Here is a 16,857-nt window from a genome sequence, read left to right as displayed (position 1 = left end):
GGCTCAGGACGAACGATGAGAAACATGACGAAGCTGCCCGAAGCCGAATGGACCCAGCGCGAGGACCTCGCGCGGCTGGCGGAAGCGCTCGGCGATGGCAATCTGCGCTGGGTGGGCGGCGCCGTGCGCGACACGCTGCTCGCGAAGCCAGTGCAGGATGTCGACGCCGCCACTCCGCTCGAACCCCAAGAAGTGATCGCCCGGCTCGACAAGGTGCGGATCCGCAATGTGCCGACCGGGATCGACCACGGCACCGTCACCGCCGTGCTCCCCGGCGGCAACGTCGAGATCACCACGCTGCGCAAGGATGTCTCGACCGACGGGCGCCGCGCGACAGTCGCCTTCTCCGACGACTGGAAGGAGGACGCGGCCCGGCGCGATTTCACGATCAACGCGCTTTACGCCGATCCCGCCACGCTCGAGCTGTACGACTTCTTCGGCGGGCTGGAGGATCTCAAGCACCGCCGCGTCCACTTCATCGGCGATCCGCGCGAGCGCATTCGCGAGGATCACTTGCGCATCCTGCGCTATTACCGGTTCCAGGCCCGCTTCGGCTGCGACCTAGACGACGAGGCCGAGGAAGCCTGCGCCGAACTGGCGCCGATGCTCAAGGGCCTGAGCCGGGAACGGGTCTGGTCGGAGCTGCAGATCCTGCTGGCGGTCAACGATCCGACTTCCACCGTCGTGCGCATGTTCAACAAGGGCGTGCTCGGAGTCATCCTGCCGGAGACCGGCGAGGACGAGATCATGGCGTTCGAGAACCTGGTCGAGTCCGAGTTCGAGGCCGAGGTACCCCCGTCCCCGCTGCGCCGGCTGGCCGCCCTGCTGCCGGCCGACCCTGACGCGGTAGCGCAGGCCGCCTCTCGCCTGCGGCTTTCGAGCGCGCACAAGAAGCGGCTGGTTACGGCCGCCGGGCGCAGCGGCGATCCCGGCGATCCGCACGCGCTCGCCTATCGTCTCGGCCGCGAACAGGCGATCGACCGGCTGCTGCTCGCCGGGCAGGACCCGGCCCCGCTGGCCGAGCGGGAGATCCCCGAGCTGCCGCTCAAGGGCGGCGAGATCGTCGCCCGCGGCGTGGCCGCCGGACCCGAGGTGGCCCGCATCCTGCGCGCGGTCGAGAACCGCTGGGTCGACGAGGGATTCCCGGGGCGTGAGCGGGTGGAAGCGATCCTCGACGAGGAATTGCGCAGCTCCGTCACCTCCTGAACGCGCAATTCAGCCGATCTTCAGCCAATATCGGGCATTTAGGGGTTGCCAAGCCGGCCCTCGGCTGGAAACCTGTCGCAGTTCGCCGCTTGGCGGGCTTTTTGCGGGCGCCGGCGGTTGTCGGTGTGAGCGCTCTTGGTCGCTGGCGAACTACGCCGGGCCGCTGCTCCTTCCGCACACACATCTGCCGGCCACTTGCGCGGACATGTCAGTGCGCCCGGCCCTACAAACCGAGAGGGGATAAATCTTGAACTTCACCAAAGCTCTTCTGGCTGCCGGCGCGCTGTCGCTGGCTTCCGCCTCCGGCGCCGCAATGGCGCAGGACGCTGCCGCAACCACCGAAGTGGCCGCCGGCCTGACCATCTACGGCCCTGAGGGCAACGAAGTCGGCACCATCGAGAGCGTTGCCGATGGCGTCGCCACGCTGGACACCGGCAAGCACAAGATCGGGCTTCCGCTCGACCGCTTCGGTGAGAATGCCGAAGGCCAGACGACGATCGCCGTCGGCCGCGACCAGCTCAACACCATGGTCGACGAGCAATTGGCGAAGGCCGCCGCGGAACTCGAAGCGGTGCTGGTCGCCGGCACGCCCGTCGTGGACGTCAACGGCACCGCGCTCGGTTCCGTCGGCGCCATCGAAGGCGAGGATGTGACCGTCGAGACCCAATGGGGCGCGTTCGCGCTGAAGAAGGAAAACTTCCTGCCGGGCCAGGGCAGCGTGACTGCGCAGGTGCAGGCCGACCAGGTCAAGACCGCGCTCGGCGCCAGCGCCGAGGCTTCCGCTTCGTAAGCTTGCGGGATCTAAGTGTTAAGGGGGCGTCCAGTGCGAGCTGGGCGCCCTTTTTTGTGGCGGCTTACTAAGATCCTCCCCCTCTGGGGGAGGGGGACCGCCGCCGAAGGCGGTGGTGGAGGGGGCTGGCCTGGAGGAACGGTAGAGCCAGGCCAAGCCCCCTCCGTCAGCGCTTCGCGCTGCCACCGCCCCCAAGGGGGGAGGATCTTGAAAGTACTAGAACTTGTTGTTCTTGGGGAAGCCCCTCGGCGGCAGGCGGCCGGCGGCGCCGCGGGCGACTTTCCATTCGCGCACGTCGTCCTCGGTGCGGGTGCGGCCGCTGTCGCCGCCCATTTGCCAGCTCAGACCTTCGTCGAGCTTGATGGTGATCGCGTCCGACAGGCCGCCGTCGCGGTAGCGCTGGAGGGTGACGCCCTGCCCGCGCGTCATCAGCGGCAGTTCCTCGAGGTTGAAGATCACCAGCTTGCGGTTGTCGCCGACGACCGCGATGTGGTCGTGCTCGGGCGCGATCGGACGGGCGACGGCGAGCTTCGCGCCGGGTTTGATGTTGACCACTTGGCGGCCCTTACGCGTCTCGGCGAGTAGCTCGTCGGTCACCGCGGCGAAGCCTTTGCCCGTCGTGGAAGCGAGCAGGAGCTGCGTACCGGGCTTGTGCACGATCACCGAGACGATCTGCGCCTCGGTATCGATGTCGAGCGTGTTGCGGATCGGCTCGCCGAAGCCGCGCGCGCCGGGCAGCTTGTCGGCGCCGAGGGTGAAGAAGCGCCCGTCGTCCGCCGCCAGCAGCAGCTTGTCGGTCGTCTGCGCGTGGATGACGAACGCCTGCTCGTCGCCTTCCTTGTACTTGAACTCGGTATCGAGCGGCATGTGCCCCTTCGCCGCGCGGATCCAGCCGCGCTGGGAGAGGATCACCGTCACCGGCTCCTTCTCGATCATCGCGTCCATGCTAAACTCGACCGTGGGCGCCGCCTCGGCGATGGTCGTGCGGCGGCGGCCGAGCGGAGTGTCCTCGGCGTAGTCCTTGCGCATCGCCGTCAGGTCGCGCTTCAGCCGGGTGCGCTGCCGAGCGGGGCTGTCGAGCAGCTTCTCCAGCTCGGCCCGCTCCTTCTCCAGCGTGTCCTTCTCCTGGCGGAGCTGCATCTCCTCGAGCCTGCGCAGGGAGCGCAGGCGCATGTTGAGGATCGCTTCGGCCTGGCGGTCGGTCAGGCCGAACTCGGCCATCATCACCGGCTTGGGCTCGTCCTCGGTGCGGATGATCTCGATCACCCGGTCAAGGTTGAGGAAGGCGACGATGTAGCCTTCGACCAGCTCCAGCCGGTCGGCGATCTTTTGCAGACGATGGCGGGTGCGGCGCTGCAGGATGTCGATCTGGTGCAGGACCCAGTGCTCGAGCAGCTCCTTCAGCCCCATGACCATCGGCGTGCGCGTGGCGTCGAGCACGTTGAGGTTGAGCCCGAAGCGGGTCTCGAGATCGGTCAGCTTGTAGATCGATTCCTTGAGCAGGTCGGGGTCGACGTTGCGGCTCTTGGGCACGAGCACGATGCGCACCTGCTCGTCGCTCTCGTCGCGCACGTCTTCGAGGATCGGCACCTTGCGGTCGGCAATCGCCTGGGCGATCTGCTCGATCAGCTTGCCTTTGGGCACCTGGTAAGGGATCTCGGAGATGACCAGTTGGTACTGCCCGCCGCCGAGCCGCTCGATGCCGGCCTCGCGGTCCTCTTCCCGTTCGGCTTCCGCAGCGTAGAAGCGGCCGCGCACGCGGAAGCTGCCGCGCCCGGTTTCGTAGGCGTGGCTGATCGCCGCGGCGGAATCGACGATCAGTCCGCCAGTGGCGAAGTCCGGCCCCTGGAACAGCTCCATCAGCCGGGAGTGCTCGACGCTGGGATTGTCGATCAGCTCCAGCGTCGCATCGATCACTTCGGCGACGTTGTGGCTCGGGATGCTCGTCGCCATGCCCACGGCGATGCCGCTGGCGCCGTTGGCGAGCAGGTTGGGGAACAGCCCCGGGAAGATCGTCGGCTCTTCTTCCTCGTTGTTGTAGGTCGGGACGAAATCGACGGTGCCTTCGTCGAGGCCTTCCATCAGCTGCATCGCGGTCTTGGTCAGCCGCGCTTCGGTGTAGCGCTCGGCCGCCGCGTTATCGCCGTCGATGTTGCCGAAGTTGCCCTGCCCGTCGACCAGCGGATAGCGCAGCGTGAACGGCTGCGCGAGCCGGACCATCGCGTCGTAAAGCGCCAGGTTGCCGTGCGGATGGTACTTGCCCATCACGTCGCCGACGATGCGCGAGCACTTCTTGTAGGCGCTGTCCGGCGTCAGCCGCAGCCCGCGCATGCCCCACAGGATCCGCCGGTGGACCGGCTTCAGCCCGTCCCGCAGGTCGGGCAGCGAACGGGCAGTGATCGTCGACAGGGCATAGACCAGGTAGCGCTCCGACAAGGCGCTATCGAACGGAGCGTCGACGATGGCGTCGAACGGGTCTTTCTCATGATCCACGGTGGTCACCATGCGGCTGCCCTAACATTGCCAAAGCGCGCGGGACAGCACCTCCGGAAGGGCTTTCCCCATCCGTAAAGCGCTTCCCGGCTCTCGAGCCGCGGTGACGTCAGGCTTACTTGGCGGCGAACTCGCCGGCCTTGGCGCCGTACTCTTCGGCGGCATGCGCACGCGCCGCGGCGGCGCTGGCGAAAGGCTGCTCGACGAGGCGCGCGGTGACCCACGGGTAGCCCTGGCTGTTGTACCGCGTCTCGCGGACGGTCAGGCGGACCTGGCCTTCTTCGTCCTTGGCGATGAGGAAGGGCTTGAGGCTGCTGCTGCTGGGCATGCGGTGGTCCTTTCGATGCGCTTCGTGCGCAGGTGGCCGCTCCCCCGCCGCGTGCGGGAGAGTGCTGGAAGTTTTGGCTTCAGATTGCGCCGGAGCGGCGCTCTCGCGAATGTGGCCACGCGGTCCGGGCCGCCGGGATGAATTTGCTCTGGAGGAAGCACCGCCTACGCCACGGGCGCCGAAACAACAAGGGCCGGTACGCCGATATCAGTGCTTCTGCATGTCCCGCGCCTCGGCGGGAATGCGCACCTCGAGCCCGTCGAGCTCCTCCGTCAGATCGATCTGACAGGAAAGGCGGCTGTTGCGCGTGACGCTGGCGGCGAGGTCGAGCATGTCCTCTTCCTCTTCGCTCGCCGGCCTGAGCCGGTCGAACCATTCCCCGGCGACGACGACGTGGCAGGTCGAGCAGGCCATCTGGCCTTCGCACGTTCCCTCGAGCGGCATTCCGGCGGCCTGGCCCAGCTCGAGCAAGCTGGTGCCGGGCGCGCCTTCGGCCTCGGTTGCGTTGCCGTCACGATCGATAAAGCGGACCCGAACCATCGTCACTCCTGCAGCGCCGCGGCCGCGTCGATGCGCGCCGAGGCTTCTTCCAGCTCGGCCATAGTGGTGTAGCGCCCGAAGCCCAGGCGGATCGAGCCGCGCGCCTGCGCCGGGGTGAGCCCGATTGCGGAAAGAATCCGGCTGGGCATCTTCGATTCGCTCGCGCAGGCTGAGCCGGCGGAGAAGCAGATGTCGCGCACGTCCGACATCAGCCGGGGCACGTCGATGCCCTCCCGGTGGATGTTGAGATTGCCTTTGTAGCGCTGCGTGGCGCTGCCGTTGAGCTGCCAGCCGGGCAGGAGATCGCGGGCGCGGTCGAACAGCGCGGCGACGTGAGCCCGGTCTTGCTCCATCCGCTCCAGCGCCAGCTTGGCTGCAGCGCCGAACCCGGCACAGAGTGCGGGGCTCAGGGTTCCCGAGCGCAGGCCGCGCTCCTGCCCGCCGCCGCTGACACTCGGCGTCAGCTCGATCCCCTCGCGCACCCACAGCGCGCCGATGCCCTTGGGCCCGTGGAACTTGTGCGCCGTTATGGCGATCATGTCGGCATCGGCGATCGGCATCTTGCCGGCCGCCTGCACCGCATCGCACACGAATAGCGCGCCCTTGGCTTTCGCTCGCCGGTACAGCTCCGCCACCGGCTGGACGGTGCCGATCTCGTTGTTGACCTGCATGACGGCGACGATGCCGGTGCTCTCCGGCCATTCGGCCAGGGGATCGACCAGCCCCTCGCCATCGACTGGGATGACGTGGGGTGAACCGGCCAGCGCCTCAGCCGTACGCAGGACGGCGGAATGCTCGATCGCGCTGACGGCGATCCCATGGCCACTGCGCCCCGGCTCGCAGCCGCGCATGGCGATGTTGAGCGCCTCGGTCGCGCCGCTGGTGAACGTGACGGTGCCACCCGGCGGGAACAGCGCCGCGACCTGCTCGCGCGCGATGTCGACCGCCGCGCCGGCCAGCCGGCCGAGCCTGTGCGAGCTGTGCGGGTTGCCGTATCCGTCCCCCTCCGGCCCGGCGAGCCAGCGCAGCATCGCCTCTTTCGCCTCGGGCGCGAGCGGCGTGGTCGCCTGGTAATCGAGATAGATCATGCGGTGCCCCTACTCCGTTCGCCCTGAGCCTCTCGAAGGGCGGCGAGTGCCGGACAAGGTGCTTCGACAAGCTCAGCACGAACGGTGGAGAGGGAGCGAATCATGCGGTGCCCCTACCCCGTTCGCCCTGAGCTTGTCGAAGGGCGGCGGGCGCCGAGCAAGGTGCTTCGACAAGCTCAGCACGAACGGCGGTGGGGAAACCGATCATGCGGCCCTTTCGGCGGCGTCGCGGGCCATGGCAATCCAGGCGTCGCAGAAGCGCTCGACCTCCGCCCGCAGGGTGTTCCAGCCGAAGCTCACGCGGATCGTGCGTGAGGCGGTCTCGGCGTCGAGGGCCATCGCCTCGAGCACGTGGCTGGTTCGCAGGCTGCCCGAGGAACAGGCGCTGCCCTGGCTCACGGCGATGCCGGCCATGTCGAAGCGCATCAATTGCGCGCTGCCGGAGAGGCGCGGCATGGCGATTGCGCGAATGTAGGGCGTCGGGTTGGAAAGGCGGTCGGACAGCCACTCTCCGCGGAGCGCGCGAACTTCGGCGGCGAAGCCCTCCAGCGGAGCCAACACTTCGTGGTCGAGGTAAGGGTCGCCGCCGGCCTCCAGGGCCGCCGCAAGGCCGAGCACTGCCGGCAGGCTTTCCGTGCCCCGGCGATAGCCGCGCTCCTGCCCGCCGACCGGGTGCAGCATGGCGAAATCCTTCACCAGCAGCGCGCCGATGCCGACCGGGCCGCCGAACTTGTGCGCTGAAATCACGATCATGTCGGCGTCAGGCAACGGGAACTTGCCGGCGCTCTGCGCGCAATCGGCCAGCAGCAGGCCCCCGGCGCCACGCACCGCGCTGCCGATCTCCGCCAGGTCCTGCCGATTGCCGGTTTCGGAGTTGATGGACTGGACCGCCACTAGCGGCTCGTCCGCCGCCGCGAGTTCCCGCTCCAGCACCGCCAGGTCCAGCGCTCCGTCGGGGCGCACCGGCAGCACCGTGGCGCCGGTCGCGGCCTTGAGCACCGCATCGTGTTCCACCGCGCTGACCAGCCGCTCCCCGGCCTTGGCCTGGCCAAGAGCAAGGGCCGCCGCCTCGCTGGCGCCGCTGGTGAAGATCACCTCCCCCTGCCAGCCGAGCGCCGCTTTTACCCGCGCCCGCGCATCCTCCAGCGCGGCCCTCGCCGCGCGGCCTTCGGCGTGCGGGCTCGACGGATTGGCCCAGAGATCGAAGCCGCGCCGCATCGCCTCGGCCGCTTCGGGGCGCAAGGGCGTGGTGGCGGCGTGATCGAGATAGACTCGGGTCATCGCGTGGGAATTGCGAAATGTTGCACGCGCACTATATAGCCGCCAACCTCGCACGCGCCAGCCGCGTGCAAACCCCTTGCCAGAGAGCACGCCAATGCCCGCCGTCATTTTCCCCGGCCCCGAAGGCCGCCTCGAAGGCCGGTTCGCCCCGCCGCCCCGCCCTCGCGCCCCGGTCGCGATGATCCTCCACCCGCATTCGCAGGGCGGGGGAACCATGAACGACCGCATCGTGCAGCGCCTTTACAAGACGTTCGTGGATCGCGGCTTCGCCGTGCTGCGCTTCAACTTCCGCGGCGTCGGCCGCAGCCAGGGCAGCTTCGACAACGGGATCGGCGAACTGTCCGACGCCGCCGCCGCGCTCGACTGGGTGCAGTCGATCCACCAGGAAGCGCAGACCACCTGGGTCGCCGGCGTCAGCTTCGGGGCGCTGATCGGCATGCAGCTGCTGATGCGCCGTCCCGAAGTCCGCGGGTTCATCTCGATCGCCCCGCCGGCCAACATGTACGATTTCTCGTTCCTCGCCCCCTGCCCCGCCTCGGGCATCTTCATCCAGGGCGCGGCGGACACGGTCGTGCAGCCGCAGGCGGTGACGAAGCTGGTGGAGAAGCTGCGCACGCAGAAGCACATCACGATTCACCACGAGGAAATCCCCCGGGCGAACCACTTCTTCGAAAACGAAACCGACGAACTGATGAAGTCGGTCGACAACTACCTCGACTTCCGCCTCGACCCGAGCTGCCCGATCCGCTGAGGTCCATGAGTCGTCCCGGGCTCGACCCCGGACCGCTGGCTTCCGCTGAAGTCGTCGTCCCGGGCTTGACCCGGGACCGCTGGCCGCCTGGAACTTCCCTGCTACGGCGCCGCGAAGACGCCAGCGGTCCCGGATCAAGTCCGGGACGACGTCTGCTGACAATGCCCTAGCAAGCACTCACTCCAGCGCGGCGGCATGCTCCATCGGGGCGGTGCCGCTCGCGTCCGGGATCGTCCAGATCGCCACGTTGATCAGCATGACACCGGCCAGCAGCAGCATCAGCCAGACCTGCTTGATCGCGCCCTGGCGCCGCCACAGCCAGAAAGCCCCGGCGATCAGGGCGAGCGCGGCCAGCATGACGATCGAGAGCACCGTTTCCATGGCGCGAGCCTAGAACGGACCGCGCCCGCGCGGAACCCCGCTTCGCGCCGCCGGTTGACCTTGGAAGCCAAGGAGGAACCGGCGCGATGGGTGTTTTCAGTTCGATCAGGGATGCGCTGCTGGGTCACGAGGCGGAACACGAGCCCCACCTGATCGACATCGAGAACCACCTCGACGCGATGCCCGGGGCGGACCATCTCTCCTGGCGCAGCTCGATCGTCGACCTGATGACCCTGATCGGCGTCGACTCCAGCCTCGAATCCCGCATCGCCCTGGCTCAGGAGCTGGGCTACCCCGGCCCGGCCGACGGATCGCAGGACATGGACAACTGGCTCCACCGGCGAACTCTGCAGGAACTCGGCAGCCAGGACCGGGACGAACCGGCCCACGTCAGCGGAGACCGCCCCGATTGACAGCATGGCAAGGGCGGCTAGACCTTGCTCATGATTTCATCCGCAACGATCACCCGCCGCCAGGCGCTCGCCGGCCTGGCCGCCGGTGTTTCCGCCTTCGCTCTCCCCGGTTGCGCCCGCACGCTCGCCGCCGGTCCCGGGTCGCTGGCGCCGCAGGCGCTGCTCGACGACATTGCCTGGAACCTGCTGGAACACTCGCCGGCCGGAGCGACTGCGCTGGGCCTGGATACCGGCGAGCGGGCGTATATGCGCAGGCAGCTCGGCGGCTCCTCCCAGGCGGCGGTCGATGCGCTGGAAGCGACGCTGCGGGCCGATCTCGCCCGCGCCCGCGCGGTGGATACCTCGAACCTCGATCCGACCACGCGCACCAGCTTCGAAGTGGTTGAAAGCGCCTATTCGACGTCTCTCGACGGCCTCGCCCTGCCCTATGGCGACGTCGCGGTCGGCGGCTGGCGCAACGCACCGTACGTCGTGATCCAGAACGTCGGCGCCTATCTCGACCTGCCGCGCTTCTTCGATTCGACTCATCCGGTGCGCGATGCCAGCGATGCCGAAGCCTACATTGCGCGCCTCGAACAGGTGCCGGCGGTCCTGGACGGCGAGCTCGAACGGATCCGCGCAGCCCGCGCGATCGGCGTCGTCCCGCCGGATTTCCTGCTCGACAAGGCCATCTCGCAGATGGAAGCGACCATCACGGACGCCCGATCGGGCGGATCGCTGGTGAGCTCGCTGGTGAAGAACGCGGCCGACGGGAAAGTCGCCGGCGATTGGGATGCGCGCGCGCGGCCGATCGTCACCGGCCCGATCGCCGCGGCTCTGGAGCGCCAGCTTGCCGAGTTGCGGGCCGAGCGGGCGGTGGCGGACAGCGATCCCGGCATGTGGTCCCAGCCCGGCGGCGAGGAATGGTACCGCTGGGCCCTGCGCGCCAGCACCACGACCACCCTGACGCCCGACGAAGTGCACGAACAGGGGCTGGAGGAGCTCGCCTCCCTACACGCGCGCATGGACCCGATCCTGCGCGACATCGGCTATGCCGAAGGCAGCGTCGGCGCCCGCATGACCGCCCTCAGCGAGGACCCGCGCTACAAGTTCGCGGAGGGCGATCCCGGCCGCGCCGAGATCATGGCCTTCATCCGCGAGCGGATCGACTGGATCACGGCGCAGATGCCGCGCGCCTTCAACACGCTGGTCGATCCCAATCTCGAAGTCCGCCGCCTGCCGCTAGCCGAAGAGCCTGGCGCGCCCGGCGCCTACGGCGGCGCGGGCAGCAAGGACGGATCGATCCCCGGGCGGATGTGGATCAACTTGCGCACCACCGACTTGCACCGGAAGTACGATCTCGCCGACCTCACCTACCACGAGACGATCCCCGGTCACGTCTGGGAAGGCGAATACTCGAACAAGCTGCCGCTGATCCGCTCGATCCTCGCGTTCAACGCCTTCTCCGAAGGCTGGGCGCTGTACGCGGAGCAGATCGCCGACGAACTCGGCGCCTACGAGGATTTCCAGGTCGGCCGGCTCGGCTATCTCCAGAGCCTCGCCTTCCGCGCCTGCCGGATGGTGGTCGACACCGGGCTGCACCACAAGCGGTGGAGCCGGGCGCAGTCGGTGAACTTCTTCGTCGAGCGCAACGGATCGAAGCGCGAGGAAGTCGAGAGCGAAGTCGACCGCTACTGCTCCTGGCCCGGCCAGGCCTGCGGCTACAAGGTCGGCCACTCCACCATCGTGCGCCAGCGCGACCGGGCGCAGCGCGAGCTCGGGCCGGCCTACGACTTCAAGGCATTCAACGACGCCGTGATCCTGGGCGGCAACGTGCCGATGGACGTGCTGGCCAAGAACGTCGACCGCTACATCGCCGGCGCGAAGGCCTGATCGGCCCAATCCTCCCCGGAACGGGGAGGGGGACCGCCGAAGGCGGTGGTGGGGGCTGGCCTGGACGAACGTTCGCACCAGGCCACGCCCCCACCGTCATCGCTACGCGATGCCACCTCCCCCAGAGGGGGAGGATTTTCTAGTCGACGTTTACGCCGCCTGGGGAGCCGCGTCGCGTACGCCCTGGTCGACGTGGGCTTCGAACTGGGCGAAGTTGTCGACGAACAGCTGGACCAGCTTCTGGGCGGTGCGGTCGTACTCTTCCTTGTCGCTCCAGGTCGCGCGCGGATCGAGGATCGCGCTGTCGACGCCTTCGACCGCCACCGGCACGTCGAAGCCGAAGTTCGGGTCCTTGCGGAACTCCGCATTGTTCAGCGAACCGTCGAGCGCGGCGTTCAGCAGCGCGCGGGTCGCCTTGATCGGCATGCGCTTGCCGACGCCGTACTTGCCGCCGGTCCAGCCGGTGTTGAGCAGCCAGCACTGCACCCCGCCCTTGGCGATCCGCTCCTTGAGCAGGTTGCCGTAGACGCTGGGGTGGCGCGGCATGAACGGCGCGCCGAAGCAGGTGCTGAAGGTCGCTTCAGGTTCGGTCACGCCGATCTCGGTGCCCGCGACCTTGGCGGTGTAGCCCGACAGGAAATGATACATCGCCTGGTCCGGCGTCAGCCGCGCGATCGGGGGCAGCACGCCGAAGGCGTCGGCCGTGAGCATGACGACGTTGGCCGGAACCGGGCCGAGGTTGTCGGCCGAGGTGTTGGGGATGAACTCGATCGGGTAGGCGCCGCGCGAATTCTCGGCCAGCGAGTTGTCGTCGAAGTCGAGCTCGCGCGTCTCGGGGTCCATCACGACGTTCTCGAGCACGGTGCCGAACATCTTCGTGGTGGCGTAGATTTCCGGCTCCGCTTCCGGCGAAAGGCGGATCATCTTGGCGTAGCAGCCGCCTTCGAAGTTGAACACGGCGGTGTCCGACCAGCCGTGCTCGTCGTCGCCGATCAGCGTGCGGGTGGCGTCTGCCGAAAGGGTCGTCTTGCCGGTGCCGGAAAGGCCGAAGAACACCGCGGTCTTGCCATCGGGGCCGATGTTGGCGCTGCAGTGCATCGGCATCACGCCGCGCGTCGGCAGCAGGTAGTTGAGGATGCCGAACACGCTCTTCTTCATCTCGCCGGCATACTTGGTGCCGCCGATCAGGATCAGCTTCTCGCTCAGGTTCACAGCAACGACCGTTTCGCTGCGCGTGCCGTGGCGCTCGGGATCAGCGCGGAAGCTCGGCAGGTCGATGATCGTGTACTCGGGCGCGAAGCCTTTCAGCTCCTCAGCCGTCGGGCGCACCAGCAGCGTGCGGATGAACATGTTGTGCCAGGCCAACTCGTTGATCACCCGCACGTTGACGCGATGCTCCGGCTGCGATCCGCCGAACAGGTCGGCGACATAGAGCCGGTCCTTGTCGGCCAGCGCGGCAAAGAAATCGGCTTTCAGCGCGGCGAAGTGCTCCGGCGTCATCGGCACGTTGACCTTGCCCCACCAGACGGTGCTTTCTGTCTCGGCATCGCGCACGATGAACTTGTCCTTGGCGCTGCGGCCGGTGTGCTTGCCGGTTTCGACGACGAGCGGGCCGTCCTTCGCCAGGCGCCCTTCGCCATTGATGATGGCTTGTTCGGCCAGCGCGGCGGTGCCCAGATTGGCCTTGATCTCGGCGTTGGTGTTAATGCCCAAATCGGCCAGTGAGCCTGAAAGCGAAGCGGTCAAGTAGCGTCTCCATATGCGACGGGAAACGGACCGCGCAGCGGCGGCGGCCTGCATAGCCCGCGCATAGTCGCCGAGCGGCGATACGTCAAATTGACTCCCCGACTTTCGGATTCGGCCATTCTTGCAACGATTTACCGCACCCCCGGCGGTCGCCGCGCGTTGCGCGTTGTTTCGTGGCCGCGAAAGCTGTTATTCCACCCCCGTGCAAGCTAACGCTCGACCCCATGGCCAGTGATCCCCCCTCGCCCGCTGCCGATCAGCCAGCCCCCGACAGCCGGCGCACGATCGCGCTGGTCGACGACGACCGTAACATCCTCACCACCCTGTCCATCGCGCTGCAGGCGGAGGGTTTCGCCACCCGCGTCTATTCCGATGGCGAGCAGGCGCTCAAGGCGCTGACCGAGAACCCGCCCGACCTGGCGGTGTTCGACATCAAGATGCCGCGGATGGACGGCATGGAGCTGCTGCGCCGGCTGCGCGAACGGTCGGAGCTGCCGGTGATCTTCCTGACCAGCAAGGACGAGGAGCAGGACGAAGCCGCCGGTCTGGCGATGGGCGCCGACGACTACATCGCCAAGCCTTTTAGCCAGCGCCTGCTGCTCGCGCGCATCCGCGCGATCCTGCGCCGCGCGGGCCCGGCGCAGCAATCGAGCGACGAGCCGCACGGAGGCGTCGACGGCGCGATGATCGAGCGCGGCCGCCTTGCGCTGGACCCCGCGCGGCACCGGGTGACCTGGGACGGCATGCCGGTCTCTCTTACCGTCACCGAATTCCTCATCCTTGAAGCGCTGGCGAGCCGGCCGGGCGTGATCAAGAGCCGCAACCAGCTGATGGACGCGGCCTATCCGGACGACGTGTTCGTGGACGATCGCACCGTGGACAGCCACATCAAGCGCCTGCGCCGCAAGTTCCGTTCGGTCGACCCGGAGTTCGGCGCGATCGAGACGCTCTACGGGGCCGGATACAGCTTCTCCGATGGCTGAGGACGACGCGGGCAGTCGCCGCGACTTCCGGCCCGATCCGCTGCGCTGGTCGAGCCGCTTCTCGCTCACCTCGCGCATCCTGGCGGTCAACATCCTGCCGCTGGCGCTGCTCGGCGGCGGCATCTTCTATCTCGATTCCTACCGCAAGCAGCTGCTCTCCGAACGCTACAAGCTGGCGCGGATCGAAGCGCAGATCACCGCCGAAGCGCTCGCCGGCGCGACACGCGAACGGCAGGAGGCCGTGCTCACGCAGATCGGCAAGGAGCAGAAGATGCGCCTGCGCATGTTCGATGCCGAAGGCAACCTGTGGGCCGACAGCTTCGCGCTGGACCAGCCCGCGTTCAAGTTCGACAAAGTCGGCGACGAGACCAGGTCCGAACGTTTCGCGCGCTGGCTCGACCGCGCGGTGAACACAATCGTCGGCGCCGATCCGATTCCCGATTACGTCGAGCCCGAAACGCCGAACTCCGACGCCTGGCCCGAACTGCGGCGCGCCCGCGAGGAAGGCCTCACCCAGATCCAGCTGCGCGACGCGCCCGACGGAACGCCGGTGATCAACGCCGCCGCGCCGGTCGGCCTGGTCGGCGCGACTCTGCTGACGACCCGCAACGCGGTCGACATCACCGAAAAGGTGCGCGAGGCGCGTACCACCCTCGGCATGGCCCTGGGCCTGGCGCTGCTCACCTCGATCCTGCTCTCGCTTTATCTGGCGCGGACGATCGTCACCCCGCTTCGCAGCCTGGCCCGCGCCGCGATCCGCGTGAGGCTGGGCCGGGAGCGCGAGGTCGAAGTGCCACGGCTGCCGGAGCGGCAGGACGAGATCGGCCTGCTCGCCCGCGCCGTGGCCGACATGACCGGCGCGCTGCGCCATCGGATCGACGCGGTGGAAAGCTTCGCCGCCGACGTCGCGCACGAGATCAAGAACCCGCTGGCGAGCTTGCGCAGTGCCGTCGATTCGCTCGGCAAAGTGGACGATCCGGAGCTGCGCAACCAGCTCATCCAGGTTGCCGCGCACGATGTCCGGCGGATCGACAGGCTGGTCAGCGAGATTTCCGAAGCCAGCCGCATCGATGCCGAGCTGAGCCGCGCCACTTTCGAATCGGTAGACATGGCCCGGCTGGTGGAGAACGTGGTCGACCGGCGCGAAGCCCGGGGGGAGAACGGCGACTGCCGGATCGACCTGCTGCGCGAAGGCAGCTCGACCCTGGTCCTCGGCGTGCCGCTGCGGCTCGAACGGGTGATCGAGAACCTGCTCAACAACGCCGTCTCGTTCTCGCCGCCGGGAGGCACGATCACCGTGTGCGTCGCGCGGCGCGGCGAGCATGTCGAAACCTCTGTGTGCGACGAGGGACCGGGCATTCCGGCCGAATCGCGCGAGAAGGTCTTCGCCCGGTTCCATTCGCTGCGGCCCGAGGCGGAGGACTTCGGCGACCACAGCGGGCTCGGCCTGGCGATCGGGCGGACGATCGCCGAAGCGCACGACGGGACGCTGACAGTGCATGACAACGGGAACGGCAGCACCGGCGCATGCCTCGTGCTGACCTTGCCAGCAGCATGACCACGCTGGCCAACATCAGCTGCGTCGCGATCGCCGGTCGCGGCGTCCTGATCGAGGGAGAGCCCGGCAGCGGCAAGTCCAGCCTGGCGCTCGCCCTTATCGACCGGGGCGCGGTGCTGGTGGGGGACGACGCGGTGACGCTGGAAAGCCGCGGTGGTCGGCTTTGGGCGCTCCCGCCGCCGAACATCGCCGGGCTGATCGAGATCCGCAACGTCGGCCTGGCCAGCCTTCCGACCTGCTCCGCTCCTCTCGCCATCGTGATCCGGTTCGATCCCGATGCCCCGCGCTATCTGGAGCAGGCTGAGCGCACCGAGGTTTGCGGCCATTCGCTCCCGCTGGTCGGGCTCTACCCCGAAAGCCCCTTGCTGCCGCTGCGGGCCGAGTTTGCCCTGAAACTGCACGGTCTGGACTGACCCCTTCACATTTGTTGGGGGAGCGCGCAGAGATCGCGCAATGTCCAGCGAATCCCTCCTCGAGCGCCAACGCATCCTGCTGGTCACCGGAATGCTCGGCGCCGGCAAGACCACCGCTCTGCACGAGCTGGAGGATCTCGGCTGGGAAGCGATCGACAACTTCCCGATCCGCCTGCTCCCGCGCCTGATCGGGCGCGAGGGGGAGCGTGACAGCGGAGCGCCGCCTTTGGCGATCGGCTTCGATTCGCGCACGCGCGGTTTCGCGCCGGGTGCGATCATCGAACGGGTGAAGCAGCTCGACGCGCGGCCCGACCTGGAGCTCTCGACGCTGTTCCTCGATTGCTCCGACGCGGAGCTGCGGCGGCGGTTCGACGAAACCCGCCGGCGCCATCACCTGGCGCACGACGTGCCGGTCGACGTCGGCATCTCGGCGGAACGAGACCTCGTGGCGCCGCTGCGCCGCTGGGCGGACGTGCTGATCGACACCACGCTGTTCAGCCCGAAGGAACTGCAGCAGGTCATCCGCCAGCACTTCGCCGGGGCTTCGCAGGAGCCGATGACCGTTACCGTGCTGAGCTTCGGTTTCGCCCGCGGGGTCCCGCCGGCCGCGGACCTGGTGTTCGACATGCGCTTCCTCGACAATCCGCACTGGGATCCGGAGCTGCGCGACTACAGCGGCCTGGACGAGCCGGTCGGCGCGCATATCCAGAAGGACGAAGGCTTCGCGGCGAGCTTCGAACGGATTCGCGACCTGCTGCTGGACCTGCTCCCGCGCTATGCCGCCCAGGGTAAGAGCTACGTCAACATCGCCTTCGGTTGTACAGGCGGCAGACATCGTTCTGTCTTTATTGCGGAACGGATGGCGGCAGCGCTCAGAGAGGCGGGCTTTTCGCCGACCGTGCTTCACCGCAATCTGAAGTCACGGACGGCCGAATTGATTGAGGGGTCGCATCGGCAATGAAATCGCGATATGGGCCGCGTCCTTGTCCGCGAAGACGGGTCGCGGGAAAGCGC

At 68.0% G+C, this 16,857-nt stretch carries 16 protein-coding genes; 9 read left to right on the top strand and 7 right to left on the bottom strand.

Features of this window, described 5'->3' with window-relative positions:
* Positions 1 to 24: 24 nt before the first annotated feature.
* Both GRI75_RS13815 and GRI75_RS13810 read left to right on the top strand, forming a co-directional pair.
* Positions 25 to 1,206 (top strand): CCA tRNA nucleotidyltransferase, encoded by a 1,182-nt coding sequence (locus GRI75_RS13815; protein ID WP_160747626.1) that lies wholly within the window; start codon positions 25 to 27, stop codon positions 1,204 to 1,206.
* 247 nt (positions 1,207 to 1,453) lie between these two features.
* On the top strand, positions 1,454 to 1,996 hold the full coding sequence (locus GRI75_RS13810) for a hypothetical protein (protein ID WP_160747586.1): 543 nt from the start codon (positions 1,454 to 1,456) through the stop codon (positions 1,994 to 1,996).
* A 216-nt stretch (positions 1,997 to 2,212) separates the two neighbouring features.
* Here the strand turns inward: GRI75_RS13810 and parC are convergent, their stop codons facing one another.
* The 5 genes from parC to GRI75_RS13785 all read right to left on the bottom strand — a co-directional run bounded on the left by parC (position 2,213) and on the right by GRI75_RS13785 (position 7,726).
* Positions 2,213 to 4,501: a DNA topoisomerase IV subunit A gene (gene parC / locus GRI75_RS13805; RefSeq protein ID WP_160747585.1), complete on the bottom strand. Its 2,289-nt coding sequence runs from the start codon at positions 4,499 to 4,501 to the stop codon at positions 2,213 to 2,215.
* A 103-nt stretch (positions 4,502 to 4,604) separates the two neighbouring features.
* Positions 4,605 to 4,817, bottom strand: coding sequence for a hypothetical protein (locus GRI75_RS13800; RefSeq protein ID WP_160747584.1), 213 nt, complete (start codon positions 4,815 to 4,817; stop codon positions 4,605 to 4,607).
* 207 nt (positions 4,818 to 5,024) lie between these two features.
* Positions 5,025 to 5,357: a 2Fe-2S iron-sulfur cluster-binding protein gene (locus tag GRI75_RS13795; protein WP_160747583.1), complete on the bottom strand. Its 333-nt coding sequence runs from the start codon at positions 5,355 to 5,357 to the stop codon at positions 5,025 to 5,027.
* A 2-nt stretch (positions 5,358 to 5,359) separates the two neighbouring features.
* Positions 5,360 to 6,445 carry a cysteine desulfurase family protein gene (locus tag GRI75_RS13790; protein ID WP_160747582.1) on the bottom strand — a complete coding sequence of 362 codons (1,086 nt, stop codon included), beginning with the start codon at positions 6,443 to 6,445 and terminating at the stop codon, positions 5,360 to 5,362.
* 204 nt (positions 6,446 to 6,649) lie between these two features.
* Entirely contained in the window at positions 6,650 to 7,726 is a 1,077-nt protein-coding gene (locus tag GRI75_RS13785; protein WP_160747581.1) for a cysteine desulfurase family protein, read from the bottom strand.
* A 94-nt stretch (positions 7,727 to 7,820) separates the two neighbouring features.
* On the opposite strand from GRI75_RS13785, the gene GRI75_RS13780 reads away from it, so the two are divergent.
* Positions 7,821 to 8,477: an alpha/beta hydrolase gene (locus GRI75_RS13780; RefSeq protein ID WP_160747580.1), complete on the top strand. Its 657-nt coding sequence runs from the start codon at positions 7,821 to 7,823 to the stop codon at positions 8,475 to 8,477.
* 177 nt (positions 8,478 to 8,654) lie between these two features.
* Here GRI75_RS13780 and GRI75_RS13775 read toward each other — a convergent pair whose 3' ends face one another.
* Positions 8,655 to 8,858 (bottom strand): hypothetical protein, encoded by a 204-nt coding sequence (locus GRI75_RS13775; protein WP_160747579.1) that lies wholly within the window; start codon positions 8,856 to 8,858, stop codon positions 8,655 to 8,657.
* A gap of 86 nt (positions 8,859 to 8,944) precedes the next feature.
* On the opposite strand from GRI75_RS13775, the gene GRI75_RS13770 reads away from it, so the two are divergent.
* Both GRI75_RS13770 and GRI75_RS13765 read left to right on the top strand, forming a co-directional pair.
* Positions 8,945 to 9,271, top strand: a complete 327-nt coding sequence (locus GRI75_RS13770) for a DUF3597 family protein (protein WP_160747578.1) — start codon at positions 8,945 to 8,947, stop codon at positions 9,269 to 9,271.
* Positions 9,272 to 9,301: 30 nt separating this feature from the next.
* Positions 9,302 to 11,143, top strand: coding sequence for a DUF885 domain-containing protein (locus GRI75_RS13765; RefSeq protein ID WP_160747577.1), 1,842 nt, complete (start codon positions 9,302 to 9,304; stop codon positions 11,141 to 11,143).
* Positions 11,144 to 11,293: 150 nt separating this feature from the next.
* On the opposite strand, the gene GRI75_RS13760 is transcribed toward GRI75_RS13765, so the two are convergent.
* Positions 11,294 to 12,889, bottom strand: coding sequence for a phosphoenolpyruvate carboxykinase (locus GRI75_RS13760; RefSeq protein WP_160747576.1), 1,596 nt, complete (start codon positions 12,887 to 12,889; stop codon positions 11,294 to 11,296).
* Positions 12,890 to 13,113: 224 nt separating this feature from the next.
* Here GRI75_RS13760 and GRI75_RS13755 point away from each other — a divergent pair, with 224 nt between their 5' ends.
* Genes GRI75_RS13755 through rapZ form a run of 4 tightly spaced genes read left to right on the top strand, consistent with a single transcriptional unit; the run spans position 13,114 to position 16,804 of the window.
* On the top strand, positions 13,114 to 13,872 hold the full coding sequence (locus GRI75_RS13755; protein WP_160747575.1) for a response regulator transcription factor: 759 nt from the start codon (positions 13,114 to 13,116) through the stop codon (positions 13,870 to 13,872).
* Positions 13,865 to 15,430: a sensor histidine kinase gene (locus GRI75_RS13750; protein WP_160747574.1), complete on the top strand. Its 1,566-nt coding sequence runs from the start codon at positions 13,865 to 13,867 to the stop codon at positions 15,428 to 15,430. Before GRI75_RS13755 ends, GRI75_RS13750 begins: the two co-directional genes overlap by 8 nt.
* On the top strand, positions 15,427 to 15,843 hold the full coding sequence (locus tag GRI75_RS13745; RefSeq protein WP_160747573.1) for an HPr kinase/phosphorylase: 417 nt from the start codon (positions 15,427 to 15,429) through the stop codon (positions 15,841 to 15,843). The genes GRI75_RS13750 and GRI75_RS13745 overlap by 4 nt, the downstream gene beginning before the upstream one ends.
* Before the next feature lie 40 nt (positions 15,844 to 15,883).
* A complete protein-coding gene (gene rapZ / locus GRI75_RS13740; protein WP_160747572.1) occupies positions 15,884 to 16,804 on the top strand; it encodes an RNase adapter RapZ in 921 nt (306 codons plus the stop codon).
* Positions 16,805 to 16,857: the final 53 nt, after the last annotated feature.

The organism is Croceibacterium soli (assembly GCF_009828065.1).
Taxonomy (GTDB): Bacteria; Pseudomonadota; Alphaproteobacteria; order Sphingomonadales; family Sphingomonadaceae; genus Croceibacterium_B; species Croceibacterium_B soli.
This window is presented reverse-complemented; position numbering and strand designations above follow the sequence as displayed.